This window comes from Streptomyces sp. UG1, assembly GCF_049974585.1.
Lineage (GTDB): Bacteria > Actinomycetota > Actinomycetes > Streptomycetales > Streptomycetaceae > Streptomyces.
The window spans coordinates 65,333-89,086 of sequence record NZ_JBNGGG010000017.1; the positions used below are offsets into that span (position 1 = coordinate 65,333).

The 23,754-nt window shown below is 70.4% G+C and carries 25 protein-coding genes and 1 pseudogene; 12 read left to right on the plus strand and 14 right to left on the minus strand.

The features are described from left to right. Positions 1-75 precede the first annotated feature (75 nt). Positions 76-327 (plus strand): annotated as a pseudogene (locus ACP4J3_RS20245) (organic hydroperoxide resistance protein); the annotation flags it as partial. A gap of 36 nt (positions 328-363) precedes the next feature. After that, on the plus strand, positions 364-1,521 hold the full coding sequence (locus ACP4J3_RS20250; protein ID WP_426536316.1) for a serine hydrolase domain-containing protein: 1,158 nt from the start codon (positions 364-366) through the stop codon (positions 1,519-1,521). An 8-nt stretch (positions 1,522-1,529) separates the two neighbouring features. Here ACP4J3_RS20250 and ACP4J3_RS20255 read toward each other — a convergent pair whose 3' ends face one another. Beyond that, positions 1,530-1,805, minus strand: a complete 276-nt coding sequence (locus ACP4J3_RS20255) for a DUF1876 domain-containing protein (RefSeq protein ID WP_426536318.1) — start codon at positions 1,803-1,805, stop codon at positions 1,530-1,532. Positions 1,806-1,986: 181 nt separating this feature from the next. Here ACP4J3_RS20255 and ACP4J3_RS20260 point away from each other — a divergent pair, with 181 nt between their 5' ends. From ACP4J3_RS20260 to ACP4J3_RS20270, 3 genes are all read left to right on the plus strand, one after another. Beyond that, complete coding sequence (locus ACP4J3_RS20260; protein ID WP_426536320.1) at positions 1,987-3,462, plus strand: metallophosphoesterase; 1,476 nt, start codon at positions 1,987-1,989, stop codon at positions 3,460-3,462. 32 nt (positions 3,463-3,494) lie between these two features. Then, positions 3,495-4,229, plus strand: a complete 735-nt coding sequence (locus ACP4J3_RS20265; RefSeq protein WP_426536322.1) for a class I SAM-dependent methyltransferase — start codon at positions 3,495-3,497, stop codon at positions 4,227-4,229. Between the two features lie 104 nt (positions 4,230-4,333). Next, positions 4,334-4,621, plus strand: coding sequence for a hypothetical protein (locus ACP4J3_RS20270; protein WP_426536324.1), 288 nt, complete (start codon positions 4,334-4,336; stop codon positions 4,619-4,621). Between the two features lie 46 nt (positions 4,622-4,667). On the opposite strand, the gene ACP4J3_RS20275 is transcribed toward ACP4J3_RS20270, so the two are convergent. The 4 genes from ACP4J3_RS20275 to ACP4J3_RS20290 form a co-directional block, all read right to left on the minus strand. Further along, positions 4,668-5,513: an EamA family transporter gene (locus ACP4J3_RS20275; RefSeq protein WP_426536326.1), complete on the minus strand. Its 846-nt coding sequence runs from the start codon at positions 5,511-5,513 to the stop codon at positions 4,668-4,670. Further along, positions 5,510-6,034: a YbaK/EbsC family protein gene (locus ACP4J3_RS20280; RefSeq protein WP_426536328.1), complete on the minus strand. Its 525-nt coding sequence runs from the start codon at positions 6,032-6,034 to the stop codon at positions 5,510-5,512. The genes ACP4J3_RS20275 and ACP4J3_RS20280 overlap by 4 nt, the downstream gene beginning before the upstream one ends. A 914-nt stretch (positions 6,035-6,948) precedes the next feature. Continuing rightward, entirely contained in the window at positions 6,949-7,134 is a 186-nt protein-coding gene (locus ACP4J3_RS20285; RefSeq protein ID WP_426536330.1) for a DUF397 domain-containing protein, read from the minus strand. Further along, positions 7,131-7,976, minus strand: a complete 846-nt coding sequence (locus tag ACP4J3_RS20290) for a helix-turn-helix domain-containing protein (RefSeq protein WP_426536332.1) — start codon at positions 7,974-7,976, stop codon at positions 7,131-7,133. The genes ACP4J3_RS20285 and ACP4J3_RS20290 overlap by 4 nt, the downstream gene beginning before the upstream one ends. A gap of 140 nt (positions 7,977-8,116) precedes the next feature. Here ACP4J3_RS20290 and ACP4J3_RS20295 point away from each other — a divergent pair, with 140 nt between their 5' ends. The 3 genes from ACP4J3_RS20295 to ACP4J3_RS20305 are packed head-to-tail and all read left to right on the plus strand — an operon-like array spanning position 8,117 to position 9,115. Continuing rightward, positions 8,117-8,575, plus strand: a complete 459-nt coding sequence (locus ACP4J3_RS20295) for an ATP-binding protein (protein ID WP_426536334.1) — start codon at positions 8,117-8,119, stop codon at positions 8,573-8,575. Positions 8,576-8,589: 14 nt separating this feature from the next. Further along, complete coding sequence (locus ACP4J3_RS20300; RefSeq protein ID WP_426536336.1) at positions 8,590-8,856, plus strand: type II toxin-antitoxin system Phd/YefM family antitoxin; 267 nt, start codon at positions 8,590-8,592, stop codon at positions 8,854-8,856. Next, positions 8,849-9,115: a type II toxin-antitoxin system RelE family toxin gene (locus ACP4J3_RS20305; protein ID WP_426536338.1), complete on the plus strand. Its 267-nt coding sequence runs from the start codon at positions 8,849-8,851 to the stop codon at positions 9,113-9,115. Before ACP4J3_RS20300 ends, ACP4J3_RS20305 begins: the two co-directional genes overlap by 8 nt. A gap of 90 nt (positions 9,116-9,205) precedes the next feature. Here the strand turns inward: ACP4J3_RS20305 and ACP4J3_RS20310 are convergent, their stop codons facing one another. Beyond that, positions 9,206-11,443 carry an MMPL family transporter gene (locus tag ACP4J3_RS20310; RefSeq protein WP_426536340.1) on the minus strand — a complete coding sequence of 746 codons (2,238 nt, stop codon included), beginning with the start codon at positions 11,441-11,443 and terminating at the stop codon, positions 9,206-9,208. Positions 11,444-11,566: 123 nt separating this feature from the next. Further along, positions 11,567-12,169, minus strand: coding sequence for a TetR/AcrR family transcriptional regulator (locus tag ACP4J3_RS20315; protein WP_426536342.1), 603 nt, complete (start codon positions 12,167-12,169; stop codon positions 11,567-11,569). Positions 12,170-12,337: 168 nt separating this feature from the next. Here ACP4J3_RS20315 and ACP4J3_RS20320 point away from each other — a divergent pair, with 168 nt between their 5' ends. Then, the gene (locus ACP4J3_RS20320; RefSeq protein WP_426536344.1) at positions 12,338-15,577 is read left to right on the plus strand and encodes a S41 family peptidase; all 3,240 of its coding nucleotides are present in this window, start codon (positions 12,338-12,340) and stop codon (positions 15,575-15,577) included. A gap of 72 nt (positions 15,578-15,649) precedes the next feature. On the opposite strand, the gene ACP4J3_RS20325 is transcribed toward ACP4J3_RS20320, so the two are convergent. The 4 genes from ACP4J3_RS20325 to ACP4J3_RS20340 form a co-directional block, all read right to left on the minus strand. After that, a complete protein-coding gene (locus ACP4J3_RS20325) occupies positions 15,650-15,826 on the minus strand; it encodes a hypothetical protein (protein ID WP_194045141.1) in 177 nt (58 codons plus the stop codon). Between the two features lie 88 nt (positions 15,827-15,914). Next, positions 15,915-16,817, minus strand: coding sequence for an SDR family oxidoreductase (locus ACP4J3_RS20330; protein ID WP_426536346.1), 903 nt, complete (start codon positions 16,815-16,817; stop codon positions 15,915-15,917). Beyond that, positions 16,814-17,749, minus strand: a complete 936-nt coding sequence (locus ACP4J3_RS20335; RefSeq protein ID WP_426536348.1) for an alpha/beta fold hydrolase — start codon at positions 17,747-17,749, stop codon at positions 16,814-16,816. The genes ACP4J3_RS20330 and ACP4J3_RS20335 overlap by 4 nt, the downstream gene beginning before the upstream one ends. Beyond that, positions 17,746-19,245, minus strand: a complete 1,500-nt coding sequence (locus ACP4J3_RS20340; protein ID WP_426536350.1) for a flavin-containing monooxygenase — start codon at positions 19,243-19,245, stop codon at positions 17,746-17,748. The genes ACP4J3_RS20335 and ACP4J3_RS20340 overlap by 4 nt, the downstream gene beginning before the upstream one ends. 161 nt (positions 19,246-19,406) lie before the next feature. Here ACP4J3_RS20340 and ACP4J3_RS20345 point away from each other — a divergent pair, with 161 nt between their 5' ends. Continuing rightward, positions 19,407-20,033 carry a MerR family transcriptional regulator gene (locus tag ACP4J3_RS20345; RefSeq protein WP_426536534.1) on the plus strand — a complete coding sequence of 209 codons (627 nt, stop codon included), beginning with the start codon at positions 19,407-19,409 and terminating at the stop codon, positions 20,031-20,033. On the opposite strand, the gene ACP4J3_RS20350 is transcribed toward ACP4J3_RS20345, so the two are convergent. After that, positions 20,030-20,833: an exodeoxyribonuclease III gene (locus ACP4J3_RS20350; RefSeq protein WP_426536352.1), complete on the minus strand. Its 804-nt coding sequence runs from the start codon at positions 20,831-20,833 to the stop codon at positions 20,030-20,032. The genes ACP4J3_RS20345 and ACP4J3_RS20350 overlap by 4 nt on opposite strands. A gap of 77 nt (positions 20,834-20,910) precedes the next feature. On the opposite strand from ACP4J3_RS20350, the gene ACP4J3_RS20355 reads away from it, so the two are divergent. Continuing rightward, the gene (locus ACP4J3_RS20355; RefSeq protein WP_426536354.1) at positions 20,911-21,387 is read left to right on the plus strand and encodes a GNAT family N-acetyltransferase; all 477 of its coding nucleotides are present in this window, start codon (positions 20,911-20,913) and stop codon (positions 21,385-21,387) included. A gap of 11 nt (positions 21,388-21,398) precedes the next feature. On the opposite strand, the gene ACP4J3_RS20360 is transcribed toward ACP4J3_RS20355, so the two are convergent. Continuing rightward, on the minus strand, positions 21,399-22,619 hold the full coding sequence (locus ACP4J3_RS20360) for an MFS transporter (protein WP_426536356.1): 1,221 nt from the start codon (positions 22,617-22,619) through the stop codon (positions 21,399-21,401). Positions 22,620-22,832: 213 nt separating this feature from the next. On the opposite strand from ACP4J3_RS20360, the gene ACP4J3_RS20365 reads away from it, so the two are divergent. Beyond that, positions 22,833-23,177: a helix-turn-helix domain-containing protein gene (locus ACP4J3_RS20365; RefSeq protein ID WP_426536358.1), complete on the plus strand. Its 345-nt coding sequence runs from the start codon at positions 22,833-22,835 to the stop codon at positions 23,175-23,177. A 35-nt stretch (positions 23,178-23,212) separates the two neighbouring features. On the opposite strand, the gene ACP4J3_RS20370 is transcribed toward ACP4J3_RS20365, so the two are convergent. After that, the gene (locus ACP4J3_RS20370) at positions 23,213-23,686 is read right to left on the minus strand and encodes a hypothetical protein (RefSeq protein ID WP_426536360.1); all 474 of its coding nucleotides are present in this window, start codon (positions 23,684-23,686) and stop codon (positions 23,213-23,215) included. Positions 23,687-23,754 lie beyond the last annotated feature (68 nt).

Consider the following 23,754-nt stretch of genomic DNA (forward strand, 5'->3'; position numbering starts at 1 on the left):
GGAGCAGGAACCCAAGGGGCACCGCGCTGCGGTGCTGTCCGGAATCGCCTGCGTTCACGCTGGCGAGGGCGTCAAAGCTCCTGCTTCCACAACGGCGGCGCGAGTGCTGGTGGACCGCCGGTCCGGCTACGGCCTGATCGGCGCCACTGTCGCCTAAAGGTCGGCCCCAACAAGCACCGCGGCTACGGCCTCGCGGTCGCCCTCAGCGTCTCGCTCCCGGTCCTGGACGCGGACATCGCGGCCAAGCTGGTGGACGCCGCGCACGAGGTGTGCCCGTACTCCAACGCGACCCGCGGGAACATCGACGTCACGATCCTGCTTGGGTAGAAGGGCACGCGCACGCGGCAGGACGAGGAGACGGACGTGGACGTGAACGGCACAGTCGCCGAGGGCTTCGAGCCGGTCAGGGAAGCGTTCGTGCGGAACTTCTCCGCGCTCGGGGAGCGGGGCGCCGCCGTCGCCGTGTACCGGGACGGGCACAAGGTCGTCGACCTGTGGGCCGGTACGAAGGACGTCGACGGCACGGACCCGTGGCTGCCCGGCACCGCGCAGGTCGTGCGCTCGGCGACCAAGGGCGTCGCCGCCGCCGTACCGCTCATCCTGCTCCGGCGTGGGGAGCTGGACCTGGACGCGCCGGTCGGGGAGTACTGGCCGGAGTTCAAGGCGCACGGCAAGGAGCGGCTGCTGGTGCGGCATGTGCTCGGCCACCGCGCCGGGCTCCCGGTGCTCGACCGCCCGCTCACGCCCGAGGAGGCGCTGGACCCGCACCGCGGGCCCGAGGCCGTGGCCGCGCAGGCGCCCGTGTGGGAGCCGGGCACCGACCACGGCTATCACGCGCTGACGTACGGCTGGCTGCTGGACGAGTTGGTGCGGCGGGTGACGGGCCGCTGGGTCGGCGAATGGCTGTCGACGGAGGTCGCGGGGCCGCTGGGCGCGGACCTGTGGCTGGGGCTGCCGGAGTCGGAGGCGGGCCGGGTGGGTCGCGTCGGCCGCGTCGAGGGGCCGGAACCCGCCGGCGGACTGCGCTCGCGCCCCAAGCGCTCGGTCACCGCGGCCTACGAGGACCCGGACTCCCTCACCCGCCGCGCGTTCGCCGCGATCACCCCCTTCCCCGACCAGAACGACCCCGCCTACCGCGCCGCCGCCCTGCCCGCGACGAACGGCATCGCGACGGCCGACGGCCTGGCCCGCGTCTACGCGGCGCTGATCGGCGAGGTCGACGGTGTACGGCTCTTCGACCCGGCGGCGGTGGAACTGGCCCGCGCCGAGGAGTCGTCCGGCCCCGACCGCGTCCTGGTCGTCGGCACCCGCTTCGGCCTCGGCTACATGCTGCACGGCACCGCCTCCCCGCTGCTCGGCCCGGGCTCCTTCGGCCACCCGGGACGCGGCGGCGCCCTCGGCTTCGCCGACCCGGAGACGGGGATCGCGTTCGGCTATGTGACGAACGGCTTCCGCAAGACGGTGACGGCGGACCCGAGGGCGCAGGGGTTGATACGGGCGGTACGGGCATCGCTCGCCTAGCGCGCGGGTCAGACGTGGATCGGGTGCGAGGTGCGCCCCGAAGCCGCGTCGATCTCCCCGTGCGCCTTGGTGAGCATCTGCATCGCAAGCTCGTTCAGGGCGCGGGCAGCGGCGATCTCCTCCCCGACCCGTGGCTGATTGGCGTCGGTGTGGTGCCGTGTGGCGTGTCCGTGGGCCCGCACCTCGGTGCCGTCGGGAAGCCGCACCAGCGCGGCCGCCCGCGTGTGCTGGTCGTCCTCGAGGAACTCCAGCTCTACATGCCATCCCACTGCGGTGTGCATCATGACGATCACCTCCGGAACAACTGCTTCCAGGGTGCTCCCTCGGGGGCACCCGCGCCTAGTCGGGTGCCCTCCTGAGCCGGGTTTTACCGGACGTCCGGGACGAAGGCCGCGACTCGGGATCAGGTGAGACTGGGCACACTCACGGCGCAGAGCGCTCGCGCCCTGCTTCCATGGAGATGTCATGCGCTGCTGCTTCTCCGCTCATCTCCCCGCTCTCGCAGCACTGTCGGCCTTCCCCGGCCCCTGCGAGGTGCTGCGCTCCGGCGCGCGCCTCGCCCCCGCCCTGCTGCGGTCGGCCTCGGCCGCCGTGCGCCGGGCGGCCTCCGCGCACCCCGACGACCTGACCGCCGTCAACCTGGAGCTGGTCACCCTCACCGAGGACCGCGCCATCATCACCTGGTACACCGGGATCCCGGGCACCAACGACGGCATGGGCCACCCCCTCCCCGCGATCACCGAGGGCGAGGTCGTCTACGGCACCCACCCCGCCCACCTCGACCGCACCGCCTCCGAGGGCCGCCCGACCGCCCACCACCAGGTCGAACTCACGGACCTGGAGCCGGGGCAGACGTACTACTACCAGGCGCGCTCCCGGGGCGTGGCCGCCACCCCCACCCCCCTGCACCTGGTGCGCGGCAACGCGGTGGGCACGTCGGCGTTCGGATTCGGCTCGGGCGGCGGGCCGTACTCCTTCACCACCCCGCAGCCCCCGCCCGGCCGGCATCTGCTGTCGGTCGCGCTCTGCAACGACCTGCACCTCGGCGAGACCACCGCGGGCCTCGTCGGCGGTCTGCCCCTGCTGCGCGGAGTGGTCCAGCAGCCGGGGCGCGCGCCCTACCCGGAGCTGATGGGCCGCGCCCTGGTCGAGGAGGCCCGGCGGCGCGGGGCGGACCTGCTGCTGGCCGGCGGTGACATCTCGGCCGGCGGGTCGGCGCACGACCTGGGCGAGGCCCGCCGCATTCTGGACGGTTTCGGCACGCACGGGCAGGACTACTTCGTCGTACGCGGCAACCACGACCGCTCCCGGGACAACACCTTCCGCACGGCCTTCCCGGTCGCCGACTCGCCGGGCTACTTCGCCCGTGACCTCGGCGGGCTGCGGATCATCGGCCTCGACACCTACGCCAAGTCCGGCAACGGCGCCGACGCGGGCGGGCTCGGGGCCGAGCAACTGTCCTGGTTCCGGGCGCGGTTGAGGGAGGCCCCGGACCAGCCGACGGTGGTGTTCGGCCACCATCCGCTGACCGTGCGCGACTCCGTCTTCCCGGTGACCCGCGGCCAGCAACTGGACCGCCGCCAGGCGCGCGCCCTCGTGGACGCCTACGCCGCCGCGCCCGGCGTCTTCCTGCACCATGCGGGCCACACCCACCGCAACAAGCGCACCGTGCTGGCGCGGGCCCCGCACGTCACCCACCAGGAAGTCGCCGCCGCCAAGGAGTACCCCGGCGGATTCACCCTGCTGCGCATCCACTCCGGCGGCTACGCCCTCAACCACTACAAGGCCGGCGACATGGCGGCCCGGCAGTGGGGCGAGCGCAGCCGCCGGGTGGCCGCGGGCCTGTGGCCCCACCACGCCCTGGGCCGCTCGGTCACCGACCGCAACAGCGTGCGGACACACGACCTCTCCGGAGTCACGATGCTCACCGGTCGTGAATAGCGCGTGACGCTACGCATTCGTAGCATCGAGGCATGGCGACTCTCTGGGACCTCATGCGGGACTGCATTCCCGACGACCACGCCCGGCAGGTCACCTCGCGCTACTACGTCGACGAGGTGATGGCCGCCCCGGACGCGCCCGGGCTGGTCGTCGACCTGGGGTGCGGTCGCGGCACATCGGCCGCGCTGTTCCGCAAGCACGCCCCCGAGGTGCGCTGGATCGGCGTAGACATCCGTGACTCACCGGAGGCGGGTCAGCGCACCCCCGGCGGCGACCTGGTGGTCCACTACGACGGCGTCCACCTCCCCCTCGGCTCGAACTCGCTCCCCCTCATCTACTCCCACCAGGTCTTCGAACACGTGGCCCGCCCACGCGAACTCCTGTCGGAAATCGCCCGAGTACTGACCCCCGGCGGCCATTTCATCGGATCAACATCCCAGTTCGAGCCGTACCACTCCTTCAGCCTGTGGAACTACACGCCATACGGCTTCCGAACGCTGGTCGAGGAAGCCGGATTGACGCTGCAGGAGATCCGTCCGTCCCTCGACGGGGTGGCGCTGATCATGCGCAGCTATCTCGGCCGGCCACCGGAGTACAGCCGCTACTGGGACGAACAGTCCCCGCTGAACACCGAGATCGACCAGTGGGCGAAGGCCGGCCGTCGCAGAACGGCCCTGGTGAACCTGCGCAAGCTGACGTACTGCGGCCAGTTCGCGTTCCGTGTGGGCAAACCGGTGCAGGATCACAAAACTCGGCGCGCCACGTGATTATTTGGGGCATTACCTACTTAACCTCCCTTAATCATAAGGAGTCGACGCCCTCGGTGCTCGGCCCCTCCCGTGTCGCATCCATCCACTCCACCGGAGATGACATGCACAAGCTTCGCAAGGCCGCCGTCCTGGTCGCCGCCGTCAGCACCGTCGGGCTCCTGGGCGCGGGCAGCGCCCACGCCGACGGCCGGGGCGACGGCCCCGGGGGCAACAACTACAGCGTCACGCAGAGCACCCAGTGCAAGTCCCACGACCTGAACCTCGACATCCTCGGCGTGGTCGGCATCCTCAACGGCGTGCTCGGCAACGGGCTCAACGGCGAGGGCAACACCGGCGCCCAGAGCACCCACCTCGGCTCGACGATGGGCTGCAGCAACACCGCGTTCTGATCGAGAGACAACAGGCGGTCGGCCCACGGCTGACCGCCTGTTGCCGTCAACCCGCGTGCAGCATCAGCCCGATGCCCACCACCAGCAACGCCGCCGCCGCGATCCGCCCGGCCCCGAACCGCTCCTTGAAGAACACCGCCCCGATCGCGGCGCCGACGATGATGGACGACTCCCGCAGCGCCGCGATCGGCGCCAGCTCCGCCTTCGTCTGCGCCCACAGCACCAGCGCGTACGCGGCGACCGACAGCGCGGCACCCAGCAGCCCCAGTCGGGCGAACGGCCTCAGCACGGTGAGGGTGTTGCGGCGCCAGCGCCGGACGGCGTAGAGGGGGATGACGAGGCCCTCGATCGCCATCAGCCAGGCGATGTACCCGAGGGACGAGCCCGAGGCCCGTACGCCGAGCCCGTCGAGGACGGTGTACGCCGCGATGGACAGGCCGGTCGCCAACGCGGCGCCGATCGCCGCCCAGTTGGGCCGGCGCCCGCGCAGACCCCAGAGGGCGACGCCGACGAGTCCCGCGCAGGAGAGGGCGATCCCGGCGGCCGCCCACCCGTCCGGCACCTCGTGCGCGAACACGGCGGCCAGCACGGCGACCACGAGCGGCGCGGTGCCGCGCGCGATCGGGTAGGCCTGCCCGAAGTCGCCCAGCCGGAAGGACTTCATCAGCAGCGCGAAGTAGGCGATGTGGACGGTGGCGGAGGCGAGGAGATACGGCCAGGCCTCCGCCGCCGGGAACGCCGCGAAGGGCGCGATGGCCAGCCCGATCAGCATCCCGCCGCCCGAGATGAGCGTGAACCCCACCAGCTTGTCGGTGATCTTGTGGGCGATGGCGTTCCAACTGGCGTGCGTGACGGCGGCGAGCAGAACGGCGGCCGTGACCAGCGGGGTCACGAAGCCGGCGACTGCTCGCGCACGTCCACGACCGTCGCCCCGGCGTGGGCGACGAGGTCCTTCGGTGCCATGGGGAAGACGGCGTGCGGGTTGCCCGCGGCAGCCCACACCACGTCGTGCTCCAGCAGCGACCGATCGGCGAGCACCCGCGTCTTCGTACGGTGCCCGAAGGGCGGCACGCCCCCGATGGCGTACCCGGTGGTCTCCCGTACGACGTCGGCCTTGGCCCGCGTGACCTTGCCGGCGCCGAGCGCCTCACGGACCAGCTCGACGTCGACCCGCGATGCCCCGTCCATCAGGACCAGCACCGGCACCCCGTCGGCGGCGAAGATCAGCGACTTGCAGATCTCACTCAGCCCACACCCGATCGCGGCGGCGGCCTCGGCGGCAGTACGGGTCGCGTCCGGGAAGCGGCGGATACGGCCGTGCAGGTCGTCGAGGCCCAGCTCACGCAGGGCTTCGGCGAAACGGGGATGGGCTGCGAAGCCCTCTTCCTCGGCGTCAGTGGCGGCTGTCGTCATGCAGGCACGCTAGCGGTAGCTGTACGGCGCATGCGACTGGGTTATCAGGGCACAGGCCCGTCGAGAAGTCGCCGTCGGGGCCGCCCGCTTCTTGGCCAGTGTCGTGCTTCCACGGCCCGAGTAAAGGGCGCTACGCGTCGCCTTCGGCGATGGCCCTGCGGGCCACCCTTGACTCGGTCCGCTCCAGCACGGGGAAGAAGCGAGCGAGCGGCCCGGAAAGGCGGGGGCCCAGGTTGGCGGCCCTTTCGGTTGGCCGAGGGGTGGGCCGGGGTCAGGGGGCGCGATCGCGCCTCGCATGCACGCCGGGCGGGCTTAGCGGCCATCGGCCGGTGGGGCGCGGGGCGCGGCGCACCGGCCGAGCGGCGGCACGCCGGGCCGGTTCGGCGACTTGCGGTGCGGGGTCCTGCTTGGCCCTTGGGGGTGCCCGGCGCGTGGATGGTGCGGGGAGGCTGGGTGGGTGGAGCCACTCGGCGACGCCGTGAGGCTGTAATTGGCCCCTTTGGGACAGGCCTGGCGGGAGTGGCCGGGCAATCATCCGGCTCTGGGAGGCCCAAAGGCTCCAACTCCCGGTCCCCGGACGTGTGAAGGCCCGGCGCGGACCTGTGAAGGCCCGGCGCGGCCCTTTGAAGGGCGGCTCGAGGAGGGAATGGCACCCACCGGCCGATGGCCGCTAAGCCGGCCCGGCGTGCATGCGAGGCGCGGCCACGCCCCCTCCGCCGGGCCACCACCCAGCCGACCTCGCCCCTCCCCACCTGGGGACCCCGCCTTTCCGGGCCGCTCGCTCGCTTCTTCCCCGTGCTGGAGCGGACCGAGTCAAGGGTGGCCCGCAGGGCCATCGCCGAAGGCGACGCGTAGCGCCCTTTACTCGGGCCGTGGAAGCACGACACTGGCCAAGAAGCGGGCGGCCCCGACGGTCACTTCACGGCGTACGTGACGAAGTCGGCCCAGGTGGCTGGAGCGACGGTCACATAGGGAGTGTCGGGGGTCTTGGAGTCGCGGATGTGGATGGTGGCGGGAGTGGTGGCGACCTCGACGCAGTCGTTGCCGTTACTGCTGTCGCTGTAGCTGCTCTTGAACCAGTGGAGTTCCGGGGTGCTCATAGTTCTCCCAGCGCTTGCTCGATGAAGGCCAGAGACTCCCCTGGCGTGAGCGCCTGAGCCCGGATAATGCCATACCGCAGGTCAAGGAGCCGAAGCTGCCTCGGGTTGGAGACCGGACGGCCTCCGAAGTCGCCATCGGTGCGCCCAGCTGCGGTTCCGTCACCGAACTTCAGTAGCTGGATCCGGCCTCCCGTCCCGGGGTGATTCGCGCGGGAGGTCGGCATCACCTGAAGCTCCACGAACGGCAACTGGGCCACCTCCAACAGATGTTCGAGCTGTCGGCGCAACACCATTGTGTCCCCGATCGGGCGGCGCAGCGTTACCTCTTCCTGGACAAAGCTGAGCTCCGGCGCCGGAGACCGGTCGAAGATGGACTTCCGAGCCATGCGCCCCGCCACCATTCGCTCAAGCACGTCGGGGGAGTAGGCCGGGCGCCATGTCGCAAGCAGCGCTCGCATGTACTCCTCGGTCTGCAACAACCCGTGGAGGTTGTGGTTGCCGTACATCAACAGCTCGACCGCACGCCCCTCCAAGTCCGCCAGCTCCCGCACCTTCTTCGGATACCGAGCCTTCTCCATGTCCTTCTTGAACGCCTTCAGATGCCCCTGCGCCCGCAGAACGTCGTCCGCCTTGTCCAGGAACTCCGGCCTCGGAATCCGCTGCCCCCGCTCCATTTTGCGGATCATGTCCTCGCCATAGTTCATGACCTCCCCGAAGTCGGCGGCCCGCATCCCCTCCGCCTCCCTGCACACTTTCAGCAACCGCCCCACCGCCTGCACCAACGGCTCGATCTCGTCGCCCGGCTCGACGTCCCAACCCGCTTCGTCCACACCGTCGTTCACGGTCACCCACCTCCGACGCGCACCCGTACCCCTACAACCCCCCAGACAGCCGAGACAGCACGAGACAACGGCGAGACAGTTCCCCTACGCCCCGGCATCACCGCAGCTCAAAGCAAACACGCTGGGCCACCCTGAGTGACATGAACCGCGAGATGACTGCCCCTGAAAACGAACTCGCCCACACCATCCGCAACTTCAGCGTGCTGCTGTCCCCCACGCCTCGCGGCGCCCGCCTCGCCCGCCTCCTCGCCACGGAACAACTCCGCACCTGGGGACTCCCGTTGGACCCGGCGGAGCTCATCGTCGCCGAGCTGGCCAACAACGCCGCGACCCACGGCCGCGTCCCCGGCCGCGACTTCCGCCTGACCCTCTACGTCGTCGCCGACACCCTCCGCATCGAGACCACGGACACGCGCGGCGACCGCCTGCCCCACCTCACCCCGCCCTCCGCTTCGGATGCCGAGTCCGGCCGGGGCCTGCTGCTGGTGGACGCGCTCGCCGACCGCTGGGGTGCGGCGTCGGGGGCGTATCCACGCAAGACGATCTGGGCCGAGGTGAAAGTGCAGACGCGTGAGCACATGTGTACACATGGGACATGATGTACTCTCGGTGCATGACCCAGATGCCCATAGAGTCCATCCGTGACGTACGCGCCCACCTGGCCGAGGTGGTCGAGCGGGCCGACCGCGATGACACGCCTACGGTCATCACCCGGCGCGGCAAGCAGGTGGCCGCAGTCGTGTCGATAGAGGTTCTTCGCAAGTACCAGGAATGGGAAGAGCGCGAGATCAACCGGATCATCGACGAGCGCATGGCGAATCCGGAAGTCGGCATCCCGATCGAGGACGTCATGAGGGAGACGCTGGAGCGCGGTGAGTAGCAAGTACCGCACTGTCTTCCGGTCGGAGGCTCAGGCAGAGCTTCGCAAGATCCCCCGGGACATGGCGCTCCGCATCCTGGTCAAGCTCACGGAACTGGAAACCGACCCGCTCGGCTTCAACACCACCGCGCTCGTCTCCCAGCCGGACCGGCGCCGACTCCGCGTCGGCGATTACCGCGTCATCTACACGATCGACAACGGAGAACTGGTGATCTGGGTCGTTCACGTCGGACACCGCTCCACGGTCTACGACACCTGATACTGACGAAAAAGCCGGTGAGGGCACCCCGTCCCCACGGAGCCCTCACCGGCTGGTCTACTTCAGTCGACCTTCTTCAATGGTGGCCGTTCAGGCGCGAACCAGCTCGCGCTCCCCGTCCGGGTCCGCGTCCTTCCCGGAAGACTCGGCCTCCGTGCGCAGGCCCTCGCCCTCCACGTCCACGTTCGGCAGGGCTCGGTCCAGCCACTTCGGCAGCCACCAGGCGCGACGGCCGAGCAGGGCCAGGACCGCCGGGACGATGGTCATGCGGACGATGAACGCGTCGAAGAAGACGGCGATCGCGAGGCCGAAGCCGATCATCTTCACCATCGACTCGCTGGCGCCGATGAAGCCCCCGAAGACCGCCATCATGATGATCGCCGCCGCTGTGACGACCCTCGCGCCGTGCTTGAAGCCCGTGACGACGGCCTGGGTGGGCCGCTCGCCGTGGACGTGGGCCTCGCGCATCCGGGTCACGAGGAACACCTCGTAGTCCATCGCCAGACCGAAGACGATGCCCACCATGAAGATCGGCATCATCGACATGACCGGGCCGGTCTCCTCCACGCCCAGCAGTCCGGACAGCCAGCCCCACTGGAAGACCGCGACCACGGCGCCCAGCGCCGCCATCACGCTCAGCAGGAAGCCCAGGGCCGCCTTCAGCGGGACCAGGATCGAGCGGAAGACCAGGATCAGGAGCAGGAAGGCCAGGCCCACGACCAGGATCAGGTACGGGACCAGCGCGTCGCTCATCTTCTGCGACACGTCGATGTTCATCGCGGTCGTACCGGTGACATAGACCTTCGCGTCGGTGTCCGCCGTGATCTGCGCGCCGGTGTCGCGGATGGTGTGCACCAGGTCCTCGGTGGTCGTCGAGGCCGGCTTGGCGTCGGGGACGACAGTGATCGTCGCGGTGTCGCCGGCCTTGTTGGGCACCGCCGGGGTCACCGTGACGACGTTGTTCAGGCCCTTGATCTTGTCGCCGACGTCGGTGAAGGCGGCCTGCGCATCGTCGCTGCCCTTGGCGTCGACCACGACCATCAGCGGGCCGTTGAAGCCGGGTCCGAAGCCCTCCGAGAGCAGGTCGTAGGCGCGGCGCTGGGTGGTGGAGGTGGGCTGGGAGCCGTCGTCCGGGAGGCCCAGTTCGAGCGAGGCCGCCGGGATCGCCGCGGCGCCCAGGCCGATCACGCCCGTGAGGAGGACGGCCACGGGGCGGCGTACGACGAAGCTCGCCCAGCGGGTGCCCATGTTCGGGCGGTCCGGCTGCTCGGCGGCCTTCCTGGCCGCGCGCCCGCCGCCGAGCAGCTTGCTCTTCTCGCCCGCCGGGCGCAGCCTGCGGCCCACGTAGCCGATCAGTGCCGGGACCATGGTCAGCGCGATCAGGACGGAGATGGCGACCGTGCCCGCCGCCGCGAGGCCCATCTTGGTCAGCATCGGGACGTTGACGACCGACAGACCGGCCAGGGCGATGACGACCGTGAGGCCGGCGAAGACCACCGCCGAGCCCGCCGTGCCGACGGCCCGTCCCACCGCCTCCTCGCGCTCGCGGCCCTCGGCCAGCTCGGCGCGGTAACGGGAGACGATGAACAGCGCGTAGTCGATGCCGACCGCCAGGCCGAGCATCAACGCCAGGGTGGACGTCGTGTCGCCGAGGTCGAGCGTGCTCGCCAGGGCGGTGATCGTCGAGACGCCGATGCCCACGCCGATGATCGCGGTCAGCAGCGGCAGGCCCGCCGCGAGCAGCGAACCGAGGGTGATGACGAGAACCACCGCGGCGATCGCGATGCCGATGATCTCCGAGGCGGCGCTCTCGGCCGGGGCCTGCAGCGCGTCACCGCCGACGTCGACGGTCAGCCCGGCGTCCCGCGCGTGCTGCGCGGCCTCCTTCAGGGCGTCCCGGGTGGATTCCTCCAGCTCGAAGCCGGAGACCTTGTACGACACCGACGCGTACGCGATCGTGCCGTCCTGGTTGACGGCGTTCGCGGTGTACGGGTCGGCGACGGCGGCGACCTCGGAGCCGTCCTTCAGCTCCCGCACGGTCTTCTCGACGATCGCCTTGTTGTCGGCGTCGGTCATCTTCTCGCCGCTCGGCGCCTTGAAGACGACCCGGGCGGTCCCGCCGTCGGCGGTCATGCCGGGGAAGCGCTCGTCCAGCAGGTCGAAGGCCTTCTGCGCCTCGGTGCCGGGGATGGAGAAGGAGGCGGAGCCGGCCGAGGGGGCACTGGCCGCGCCGACGCCCGCGAGCGTCAGAAGCGCGACCCATATCAGGGCGACGAAGTGTCGTCGCCGGAAGGAGAGTCTGCCGAGCTTGTAGAGGAAGGTGGCCACGGGGCGTCTCCCGGTCAGGTCGTGAGGCTTTCAGGGCAGGGGTGATCAGCCCGACGACGTGAGCGGTTACGTCAGGTGGAGGGCTTTCTCAGGGAACTCGCAGGGGAACGTGCAGGGGACTTGTCAGTTGACTGGCACGCCGAGGGCGGGGAGGACCACGGCGTCGATGTACGAGGTGAGGAAGGCCGGCGACGGCGGCCTGTCGTCGAGGATCGAGCAGGTGACGAACGCGCCGAGCATCATGTGCACCACGAAGTCCAGCGCCGGGCAGTCCGGACGGACCTCACCCCGGTCGACGGCTCGCTGCAGCATGCGGCGGAATTCCGCGATCTCCGGTTCGACCAACTGGCTCCGGAACTCCTGGTGCAGGTCCGGATTCGCGTGCATCGCCATGGCCAGTCCGCGCATCAACGCGCTGTTCTGTTCCATCTGGGCGTCGTCCGCATGCGCCATGAGGGCGTGGAAGTCGCCGCGGAGCGACCCGGTGTCGATCTCGCTCAGGTCCTTGCCCGGCTTGGTGTGCCGGAGGGCCTTCACGACCAGCTGGGCCTTGCCGCCCCACTGGCGGTAGAGGGTGGCCTTGCTGGACCGGGTGCGCGCGGCCACGGCGTCCATGGTCAGGGCGTCGTAGCCGACCTCGCGGAGCAGGTCGAGCACAGCCTCGTACAACTCGGCCTCGCGCTCGGGAGTGATACGACTGCGACGCGACGTTGCGACCTCAGCCATGACCCTCTCCGCCTTCCACTCCGACTTCCGCACCGAACGACACGGTTTCGTACACGACGAATGTAGCGCATCCGCCAGCGAAACGAAACTGTTTCGTTCGCACTCTCGGTCCAGACAGTCGCTATGTCACGACTTGCTCAGGTACGTCCACAGGAAAAGCATGGGGAGGTGACCTATCTGCGCCTGCCGCACCTCCATGACGACCTGCTCTGCTTCGTGGCCGAGGACGACCTGTGGCTGGCCCCTCTCGACGGCCCGGGCCGCGCCTGGCGGCTCACCGTGGACCGCACCAAGACCGGCCACCCGCGCTTCTCCCCCGACGGCCGCCACATCGCGTACACGAGCTGGCGCAGCCTCGCCCCCGAGATCCACCTGGTCCCGGTCGACGGCGGCCCCGGCAGCCGGCTCACCCACTGGGCCTCGGCGGACACCCAGGTGTGCGGCTGGACGCCGGACGGCGTGATCCTCGCCGTCGCCTCGCACGGCGAGCCCTTCTCGCACTACACCTGGGCCTACAAGGTCCGCCCCGACGGCGACCCCGGCCGCAAGCTCCCCTGGGGCCCGTGCTCCGACATCCAGGTCGCCGACCTCGACGGCGAGCGCAAGACGCTGCTCCTGACCGGGACCCCGCCGCACGAACCGGCCTCCTGGAAGCGCTACCGGGGCGGGGCCACGGGCCGCCTCTGGCTGCACGGCGAACGCCTGCTTGCGCATCTCAACGGCCATCTCGCCTGCCCCCTGTTCGTCGGCGGCCGTATCGCCTTCCTCTCCGACCACGAGGGCGTCGGCAACCTCTACTCGTGCGCCTACGACGGCTCCGACCTGCGCCGGCACACCGACCACGACGCCTTCTACGCCCGGCACGCGGCGAGCGACGGCACGCGGGTGGTGTACCAGTGCGCGGGCGACCTGTGGATCGTGGACGACCTGGCCTCGGACGACAGCAAGCCGCGCAGGCTCGACGTACGGCTCAGCGGTCCGCGCGCGGGCCGCCGCCCCTATCAGGTCCCCGCCGCCCAGCACGTCGACGGCGTCTCCGTCGACGAGACGGGCCGCGCGAGCGCCGTCGTCGTACGCGGCAGCCTGTACTGGCTGACCCACCGGGACGGCCCGGCCCGCACCATCACCGACACCCCGGGCGTACGGGTCCGGCTCCCGGAGATGCTCGGCTCGGTCGGCCAGGTCGCGTATGTGACGGACGCCCAGGGCGAGGACGCGATCGAAGTCGCCCAGCTGCCCCGGGCGACCGGCGACCGCGACGTGCGCCGACTGGCCTCGGGCGAGCTGGGCCGGGTCCTGGAGATGACCGCCGATCCGGAGGGCGAGCGCCTCGCCATCGCCTCGCACGACGGACGGCTGCTCCTGCTCGACGTGACGGAAGACTCGGGCGGCGAGGTCACCGAGCTGATCCGGTCGGTCAACGGCCCCGTGCGGGATCTGGCCTTCTCCCCGGACGGAAGCTGGCTGACGTGGTCGCACCCGGGGATCGGCCGCTCCCTGCGCCAGATCAAACTGGCCCGCACAAAGGACGGCCTGATCGTCGACGTCACCAACGGCCGTTTCGAGGACGAGAACCCGGTGTTCACGAGGGACGGCCGCTACCTGGCCTTCCTCTCCTGGCGGGGCTTCGACCCGGTGTACGACGTCCACACCGGCGATCTCTCCTTCCCGCTCGGCTGCCGCCCCTACCTGGTCCCCCTGTCCTCGGCCACCCCCTCCCCCTTCGCCCTCAACCCCGAGGGCCGCCCGGCCGCCGGTGGCCTGGACCCGGTGGAGGACGAGGACGGCGGCAACGGCGGTGCGACGATCGTCGAGGTCGAGGGGCTGGAGAGCCGGGTCACCCCCTTCCCGGTCGCCGCCTCCAAGTACTCGGAGCTGTCCCCGGTCTCCGGCGGCGGGCTGGTCTGGCTGCGCTGGCCGATCTCGGGCGCGCTCGGCGAGACGTTCGCCAACCCGGACGACACGACCGGGCGGCCGACCCTGGAGCACTTCAACATCAGCAAGGGGAAGAAGTCCGAACTCGTCGACCATCTCGACTGGTTCACGGTGAGCGGCGACGGCACCCGCCTGGTCCTGCTCGACGAGGGCGACCTCAGGGCGGTCCCCGCCACGGAGTCCGGCGACAGCGACACGACGGTGTGGATCGACGCCCGCCGCATCCTGCACGTGGTGGATCCGGCGGCGGAGTGGCGGCAGTCGTACGCCGAGGCGGGCCGGCTGATCCGGGCGTACTTCTGGGACCCGGGGATGTGCGGCATCGACTGGGACGCGGTCCTCGACCAGTACCGCCCCCTGGTCGAACGGGTCGCCACCCCCGACGAGTTCGCCGACCTCCTGCGCGAGGTCCTGGGCGAACTCGGCACCTCCCACGCCTACGTCACGGCCGCCCGCCGCAACGAGGGCCCACCGCACTACCAGCGCTGGCAGGGCCTGCTCGGCGCCAACTTCGTACGCCGCGACGCCGGCTGGATGGTCAAGCGCATCCTCCCCGGCGAGTCCTCCGACTCCAAGGCCCGTTCCCCGCTGGCGGGCGCGGGCATCCGGGAGGGTGCGATCCTGACCCACGTCGACGGCCGCCCGGTGGACCCTGTGTCCGGTCCCTATCCCCTGCTCGCCGGGGCAGGCGGTACGACGGTGGAGCTGACGTTCACCCCGGCGGAGGGCGAGACGGGCCGGGCTGCCCGCCGGGTGGCGGTGGTCCCCCTCATCGACGAACGCCCCCTGCGCTACCAGGACTGGGTCGCCAAACGCCGCGCGGTCGTACGGGAGTTGAGCGGCGGCCGCTGCGGCTATCTGCACATCCCCGACATGGGCGGCTCGGGCTGGGCCCAGTTCAACCGGGACCTGCGCATGGAGATGTCCCGGCCCGCGCTGATCGTCGACGTCCGCGGCAACGCGGGCGGTCACATCAGCGAGCTGGTGGTGGAGAAGCTGACCCGCACGATCCTCGGCTGGGACCTGACGAGAAACGCCCAGCCGGTGTCGTACGCCTCCAACGCGCCCCGCGGCCCGGTGGTCGCCCTGGCCGACGAGGCGACGTCCTCGGACGGCGACATGATCACGGCCGCCTTCAAGCTCCTCAAGCTGGGCCCGGTCGTCGGCCAGCGCACCTGGGGCGGAGTGGTCGGCATGACCGGCCGCCACCGCCTCGGGGACGGCACGGTGATCACGGTGCCGATGAACGCGGCGTGGTTCGACGCGTACGGGTGGAGCGTCGAGAACAAGGGCGTGACCCCGGATGTGGAGGTCCTGCGCACACCGCTGGACTGGGCGGAGGGCCGCCACGCCCAGCTCGCGGACGCGGTGGAACTGGCGTTGGAGCTGCTGGAGACGAACCCACCTGCGACGCCTCCGGATTACGCGCATGTTCCGGACCGGTCGAGGCCGAAGCTTCCGCCTCGTTCTTGAGAACACGCTCTTGAGAACACAAACGCGGGGCACCCCCAAAACAGGGGGCACCCCACGTCTCAGCGCGCCGACTTACCGGTCGTAGTCCTGGTCGAAGCGCTCCTCGTCCTCACGCTCACGCATCCGCTCGGACTCCTCGTCCCGCTGCGGCCGCTGCTGGCGCCCGCGCTCCTTGGCCTGCTCCTTGGCCTGCTTGGCGCGCTGCTGGAGCTGCTCGGACTTCTCCTGGAACTGGTCCTTCATGCCCATGTGGGTTCACTCCCGTAGTGGGTGGGGGGTTGGCCCCTCGCTGGGGCCTCGACCAGATTCACACGGGCGATAACCCCCCGCATGTCGATCAGTTACGCGGCGTAGTCCGCGCAGCCCGCGCGGCCCGCTCCCGCTCGTCGGCGGAGCCGCCCGCCCCGACCAGCCCGGTCCGCATCCCCTCCAGCCGACCCGCGAACCGCCGCATCTCCCGTTGCCCCACGGTTCCGATGATCCCCGGCAGATACCCGCGCACACCCTGCATCCCGCGCAGCCACCACTGCCCGTACACATGGCTGGAGCGCCGCTCGATCCCGGCCACGATCCGCTCGACCGCCGGCCCCAGCGGGTAGGTCTTGTTGGACGGCCACGGCAGCCGCTGCCTCAACTCCCGCATGACGTCGTCCTGGTCGGCCCCGCGCACCATGTCGGTGTCGGTCCAGGACAGATACCCGACGCCGACCCGCACGCCCTGGTGGCCGACCTCGGCCCGCAGGCTGTGCGCGTACGCCTCCACACCGGACTTGGACGCGCAGTACGCGGTCATCATCGGCGCCGGAGTGATCGCCGCGAGCGAGGCGATCTGCAGCAGGTACCCCCGGCTCTCCTTCAGCACCGGCAGGAACGCCCGGGCGGTCACCGCCGACCCGATGAGATTGACCTCGATGACCCGCCGCCAGGCCTGAGGATCGGAGTCCACGAAGGGCCCGCCGGTCGCGACACCCGCGTTGGCGACGACGATGTCGACCTTCCCGAATCGTTCCTTCACCTCCTGTGCGACCCGCGCCATCGCCTCGTGATCGGTGACGTCGGCGTGCCAGTGGTCGCTGTCGCCGTGCAGCCGTTCCGAGACCTGCTTGAGGGCGTCCGGCTCCAGGCCGACGAGCGCCACGCTCGCACCGCGCGCGGAGAGCTTGCGCGCGAGCAGCTCGCCGACGCCGCGCGCCGCCCCCGTGACGACGGCGACCTGTCCGTCGAGGCTCACCCTGCTCATGCGCCCTCCTTGACCTGCGGGTATGCCGCGGCCCGCGTGTATGTCGTGACGAGTTCCCGGATGCGTCCGGTCACCAGCTCGGGTGCCTCGATCGGCGTCATGTGCCCGAGGCCGGGCAGTTCGGTGACGCCGAGTCCCTTGGGCAGCGCGGCGGCGAGGGAGTGCGCGTGCACCGGCGGGGTCAGCCGGTCGGCCGTGCCGACGACGACCGCGGTCGGCACGGTCAACTCCCGTATTCGATGGTCGAGATCGAGCAGGTCGAGCACCTGCGACCAGGCGTACCGCACCTTGCGCGGGCACGCGTGCACGATCCGCGCGCACGCCTCGACCATGTGCGGGGCCGAACCGGGGCCCATCGTTCCGTACTTGAGGATCGCCCTGGCGATCGGCGTGACCGGCCCGAGCGGCGCCCGGGAGCCGAGGATGCGTCTGGTCAGCCAGGTGCGCAGCTTGCCGGCGCGGATGGGTATGACGGTCGACTCGGCGACCAGCCGCGAGGCGCCGGTGCTGCACAGCAGGACGGCGCCGGCGTGCTCGCACAGTGCGGGGCGATCGGCGGCGGCCATCACCGTCATGCCGCCCATGGAGTGCCCGGCGATCACGGCCTTCTCGCCGGGCGCGAGGGTCGCCTTCAGTACGGCTTCGAGGTCGTCGGCGAGTGCGTCGGTGCCGCAGTCGGGGCTCGCCGGGCTGCGTCCGTGGCCGCGCTGGTCGTAGGCGATGACCCGGTGGTCGACGGCCAGTTCGCGGATCTGCGCGGCCCAGAAGGCGGTGGAGCAGGCCCAGCCGTGCGCAAGGACGACGGGGGGCGCGCTGTCGGGCCCGTGCACCTCTATGTGCAGCCGGGCGCCGTCGGCGGACACGGCCGTCAGCTCACGGGCGGGGACGGGAGGGGCGTACGGCCCGGAGGCGACGTTCATGAGGCGGCTCACGCGGTCACCTCCGCGGCGTCCTTGACGCAGGCCCGGACGACGGCGTACTCCGCGAGATCGACGCGCCGTGTGGCCCGCCGGAACTCGCTCGTCGTACCAGGCCAGACGGTGGTGTTACGGCCGTTGGCATCCAGGTACCAGCTGGTGCACCCGCCGGTGTTCCACACGGTCCGCTTCATGCGGTCCTGAACCCTCCGGTTCCACGCCTGCACGGCGCCGGGCCGCGCGTCGAGGGCGACCCGACCGCCGAGGACGTCCAGTTGCCGTACGAAGTCGGCCATGTAGTTGAGCTGGGACTCGATCATCAGGATCATGGACGAGTTCCCGAGGCCGGTGTTGGGCCCGATGACGGTCATCCAGTTCGGGAACCCGGCGGCCGAGGCGCCCCGCAGGGCCTCCATCCCGCCCTTCCAGGCCTCGGCGAGCGTCTTGCCGTCGGCGCCCACCACGCGCTCGGCGATGGGCATGTCGGTGACATGGAACCCGGTACCGAAGATGATCGCGTCGACCTCGGCCGCGCTGCCGTCGGCGGCGACGACGGTCGAGCCACGGATCTCGGTGAGTCCACTGGCGACGACGTCCACGTTGGGCCGGGCCAGCGCCGGATAGTACTCACTGCTCAGCAGGATCCGCTTGCAGCCGATGCGGTAGTCGGGGGTGAGCTTGGCGCGCAGGGCGGGGTCCTTGATGGACCGGGCCATGTTCCGCTTGGCCAACTGCTCGACGAACCCGAGCTCCCCCGGGTGCTTGGTGAACGCCTGGACCTGCAACTCCCGGATGCCCCACAGCAGTCCGCGGCGCAGCTGGGCGGTGAAGGGCAGGGCCCGGTGCACGGAGCGCTCGGCGCCGCTGATGGCGCGGTCGACGCGGGGCATGACCCAGGGCGGGGTGCGCTGGAAGAGGGTGAGCCGTTCGACCTCGGGCTGGATGGCGGGCACGATCTGAATGGCGGAGGCCCCGGTCCCCACCATCGCGACGCGCTTGCCGCGCAGGTCGTAGTCGTGGTCCCAGCGGGCCGAGTGGAAGACCTTGCCGGGGAAGGAGTCCAGCCCCGGGATGTCCGGGATCTTCGGGTCGGACAGCGGCCCGGTGGCGGAGACGACGAAGTCGGCCGACAGGTTCCCGCCGCTGGTCTCGATGTCCCAGCACAGCCGCTCGCCGTTCCAGGCCATCCGCTTCACCTCCGAGTCGAAGCGGATGTGGGGACGCAGCCGGAAGACATCCGTCACATGCTCCAGGTAGGCCCGGATGTGCTCCTGCCCGGAGAAGGTGCGCGGCCAGTCGGGGTTGGGCGCGAAGGAGAAGGAATACAGATGGGACGGCACATCGCACGCACACCCCGGATAACTGTTGTCCCGCCAGGTGCCGCCGACGCTGTCGGCCCGCTCCAGGACGAAGAAGTCGGTCACCCCCTCGCGCCTGAGCCGTACGGCGGCCCCCAGCCCGCCGAACCCGGACCCGACCACCGCGACCCGCACATGCTCGCGTTCGGCCATGCCTGTGCCTCCACACTTCAGCCCTCACCGGAACCACGCCAGTGAACACTGGCGCAATGGGAGAGTAGAGCAGGTCCGTACTGACCGGTAGGGGTGGGGCGAGGAAAGTTACCGCCGGTACGAACTAAGGTTCCCGGGTGACCGAGAAGCGTGAATACCGCATGGAGGAGCTCGCCCGCCTGGCCGGCGTCACGGTGCGCACCCTGCGCTTCTACCGAGAACGCAAGCTGATCCCGCCACCGCGCCGCGAGGGCCGTATCGCCTGGTACGACGACCATCACCTGGCCCGCCTGCGCACGATCGCGGCGCTGCTGGAGCGCGGCCACACCCTGACCGGCATCGCGGAACTGGCCGAGGCGCTCGACCACGGCCGCGATGTCGCCGACGTCCTCGGCGTCCCCCCGACCGAGGAGGAGCCGGTCCGCCTCACCCCCGAGGAACTCGCCGCCCGCTTCGAGGGCCAGGCCACCCCGGAGAACCTCGCCGCCGCCCTGGACCTCGGCTACCTCGGCACCGACGGCGACGAGATCGTCCACATCAGCCGCCGCCTGCTGGACGTCTCCTCGGCCCTGGTCCGCGAGGGCATCCCGCTCGCGGAGGTACTGGCGGCCGGCAAGCGGGTCCGCGAGCACATGGACGACCTGGCGGAGATGTTCGCCGCCCTGCTCCTGCGCCACACCGACGAGGCGGACCTACAACGCCTGCGCCCGCTCGCCCGGAGCGTGGTGGAGGCGGAGCTGTCGCTGGCACTGGATCGGCGGCTGCGGAAGCAGAGCGAGAGGGACTAACGGTCGTAGACGACCGTCACCGGCGCATGATCCGACCACCGCTCGGCATGCGTGGCGGCACGCTCGACGTACCCCTTGAGCGCCTTGGCGGCCAGCCCCGGCGTCGCCACGTGGTAGTCGATGCGCCATCCGGTGTCGTTGTCGAAGGCGCGCCCGCGGTACGACCACCAGGAGTACGGCCCGTCGACGTCCGGGTGCAGCGACCGTACGACATCGACATAGCCACCGGCCTCAGGGTCGAACACCCGGCTGAGCCACTCGCGCTCCTCCGGCAGGAACCCGGAGGCCTTCTGGTTGCCGCGCCAGTTCTTCAGGTCGGCCTTCTCGTGGGCGATGTTCCAGTCGCCGCAGACGAGGACCTCGCGGCCGTCGGCGGCGGCGCGCTCGCGCAGGGCCTTCAGGTAGGCCAGGAACTCGCCCATGAAGCGGACCTTCTCGTCCTGCCGGTCGGTGCCGACCTCGCCGGAGGGGAGGTAGAGGGAGGCGACCGTCACACCGGGCAGGTCGGCCTCGACATAGCGCCCGCTGCCGTCGAACTCGCTCGACCCGAAACCGACCTGGACGCGGTCGGGCTCGCGGCGGGTGTACAGGGAGACGCCGGCGCGACCCTTGGCTGCGGCGGGCGCGTGCACGACATGCCAGCCGTCGGGCGTGCGCACATGCTCGGGCAGTTGCTCCGGCTCGGCGCGCACCTCCTGAAGGCACAGCACATCGGCGGCGGTGCCGGCGAGCCACTCCACGAAGCCCTTCTTCGTGGCGGCCCGCAAGCCGTTCACATTCACAGAGGTCACAGTGAGCACCCCGGCACCCTACCGGCACACTGGACGGTGTCCGGTTCTGGAACCTCTTGATCTTGAATTGATATACGGTGGCTGGCATGCATATACGTCCCGTCTCCTTCGACCACCCTGACGCCGTCAAGCTCAACGACCAGGTCCAGGCCGAATACGCCGTCCGCTACGGCGACGACGGCGACGCCACCCCCCTCGCCCCGGCCGACTTCGAGCCCCCGAAGGGCCTGTACCTGATCGCGTACGACGCGCTCGGCGTGCCCGTCGCCTCCGGCGGCTGGCGGGCGCAGGAGGAGAACGGCGAGGGCTACCAGGACGGGGACGCCGAGCTCAAGCGGATGTATGTGGTCGAGGCGATGCGCGGGCGGGGCCTGGCCAGACGCATCCTGGCAGCGCTGGAGGAGGACGCACGGGCGGCGGGCCGGGTCCGCATGGTGCTGGAGACCGGCGCCAAGCAGCCGGAGGCGGTGGCGCTGTACACGTCCAGCGGGTACGAGCCGTGCGGGAAGTTCGGCTACTACCGCTTCCACGAGCTGAGCCTGTGTTACGCCAAGGCACTGTAAGCGGTCAGCGGTCAGTCCCGCGCCGCGTTGATGCGGTACACGTCCCGCACGCACAGGTTCAGGACGACGGCGGCCACGACCAGCCCGGCGCATGCCACCAGCACCGTCCGGTTGCTCCACGCGCCCACCGCGAGGCCGGTGAGCAGATAGCCGAGCGGAATCGCCACCCGCTCCCCCACGTCGTTGAACGCGCTCATGCGCCCCAACTCCCCCTGCGGCACATGCTGCTGGAACGCGGTCGTCCACGTGACGATCGCCACATCCAGCGCGATGCCCGCGAGCACTGTGGCCAACAGCACCCAGGGCAGCGGCAGTCCCCACCCCAGGGCGAGCAACGGCGCGGCGAGGGGCGCCCCGCCGACGACGGCCACGGTCAGCAGCCGGTACGGCCGCCAGCGCAGGCACACCACCGTCCCGGCCAGCAGCCCCGCCGCGAACGCGCCCTGCACCAGCCCCCAGTCACGCGCCCCCGCGTACTCCTGTGCCGCGACGACGGGCCCGAGGAGCTGGAACCCGGCCAGCCACGCGGCGACGAGGACGGTTCCGGCGACCGTGTAGGTCCACAGCCAGGTCCGTGACCGGAAGCCGGTCCAGCCTTCTCGCAGATCGGCCAACGCGCTGCTGACGGTCACGGGCGCGTCCAGGCGCAGCCCGAGCAGCAGGAGCGCGGCGACGGCGAAGCTGAGCGCGTCCCAGGCCAGCGCCCACGCCGGTCCGCTCGCCGCGACGACGACGCCGCCGATGGCCGGCCCGAGCACCTTGACCGCGTTGCTCGGCAGCCTGATCAGGGCGTTGGCCTGCTGCAACTGCCCAGCGGGCACGATCTGGGCCACGGCGCCCCGGGTGGCGGGCACGGTGAGGGCCACGGCCGTCCCGGAGAGGAAGCCGCAGACCGCGATGGAGGTGGTCGTGGCGTGCCCGGTGGCGACGGTGGCCGCGAGCGCCCCCTGAGCGAGGGCCGCCAGAAGATTGCCGAGGAAGAGCAGCCGACTGCGGGACACCCGGTCCGCGAGCACCCCGCCCACGAGGAGGAAGGCGACGGTCGGAACGGTGTTGGTGGCGAGCACCACACCGAGGGCACCGGCTCCCCCGCCCTGTTCGATCACGGAGTACGCGAGCGCGAGCGGCGCGATCGCGGAACCGGTGGCGGAGATGAGACTGGCGGTCGCGAACCGCCGGAAGGCCGCGCTGCGCAACGGTGCCGCAGGCTTCGCCGGTAACGCCGTCTCCACGATCCCCCTCACGGACACGGCCGATGGCCGCAGTCGATGGGCACAACGAAAGATCCCGCCCGATCAACCGATCGGACGGGATCTCGCCAACTCCCCAAGTTCCCTTGGAAAGTCGTTGCTGTGGACCCCACCCGACCCCACTGGAACGTAAAAGCCCAGGTAGACGCCTTGGAGGCGCTGCTACGTAAGCTACCAGACCCCTCCAGCCCAGCCATGCAACGCAAGCGGCGTGCCACTCCCCGAACTGCCAAGCAGATCAAAGGCGATCAGGCTCAGGAGCTCATTGCCGCGTACAAGGCCGGAGCTTCCGTTTACGAGCTGGGTCGACGCTTCGGCATCAACCGCCGCACCGTCGGCGACATCCTCAAGCGCCACAGCGTGAAGACCCGTTATCGCAAGCTCACTGCCGAACAAGTCGACACAGCAGCTCGCCTCTACGAGCAGGGTCTCTCGCTGGCGCGAGTCGGCGAACGCCTCGACGTGACCGCCGACACCATCCGGAACAACCTCCTCAAGCGAGGCGTGAAGATGCGAGACCGGCACGGGCGGGAACAGTAGTCGTGGAGGGTGGACTAGCTACCCTGTCTCACAACTCAGCTTGTACTCCCTTCGGTTGAAGAGGGGAACTGGTGTGTTGTGCGAAGGGCAGTCCCTGCGACTCCCCGAAGCTCTTGAACAAGCCGTTTCATCTCAGTCTCGCTGACACTGAGATCCGTGTCTGTCTTCGGGTGCCACAGTGCCAACTCTGGGTCCAGAAGATGATCGGTCAGCCGCAGCACTTCGACAGCGTGCACCAGACGGTTGCGCTCCCACAGAGCTTTGGACATGCGCTGCTCCAGGCGCACGAGGTCCTTGTAGAGCTGGTCGTTCTTCCCCTTTGCGACGCGAGTCTCCTCGCAGAGCTTCAGAAGCTCCTGACGAGCGCCACCAACACGCTTGAGTGTGGCTGCCACTTGAGCCTTATCTTCACCTCGCGCAACGGTGACCAGGTAGGCCACGCAATACTCAAGTGCCGACGCTTCAGCGGTGATCTCCCCGAGGGCCTGGAGGAACTTGTTATCTGCCACACCGTCATAGTGTCAGATGATCCCACTGAGGTGTGAGCCATCAGCGAGGTTGCGACACCTCCGGCATG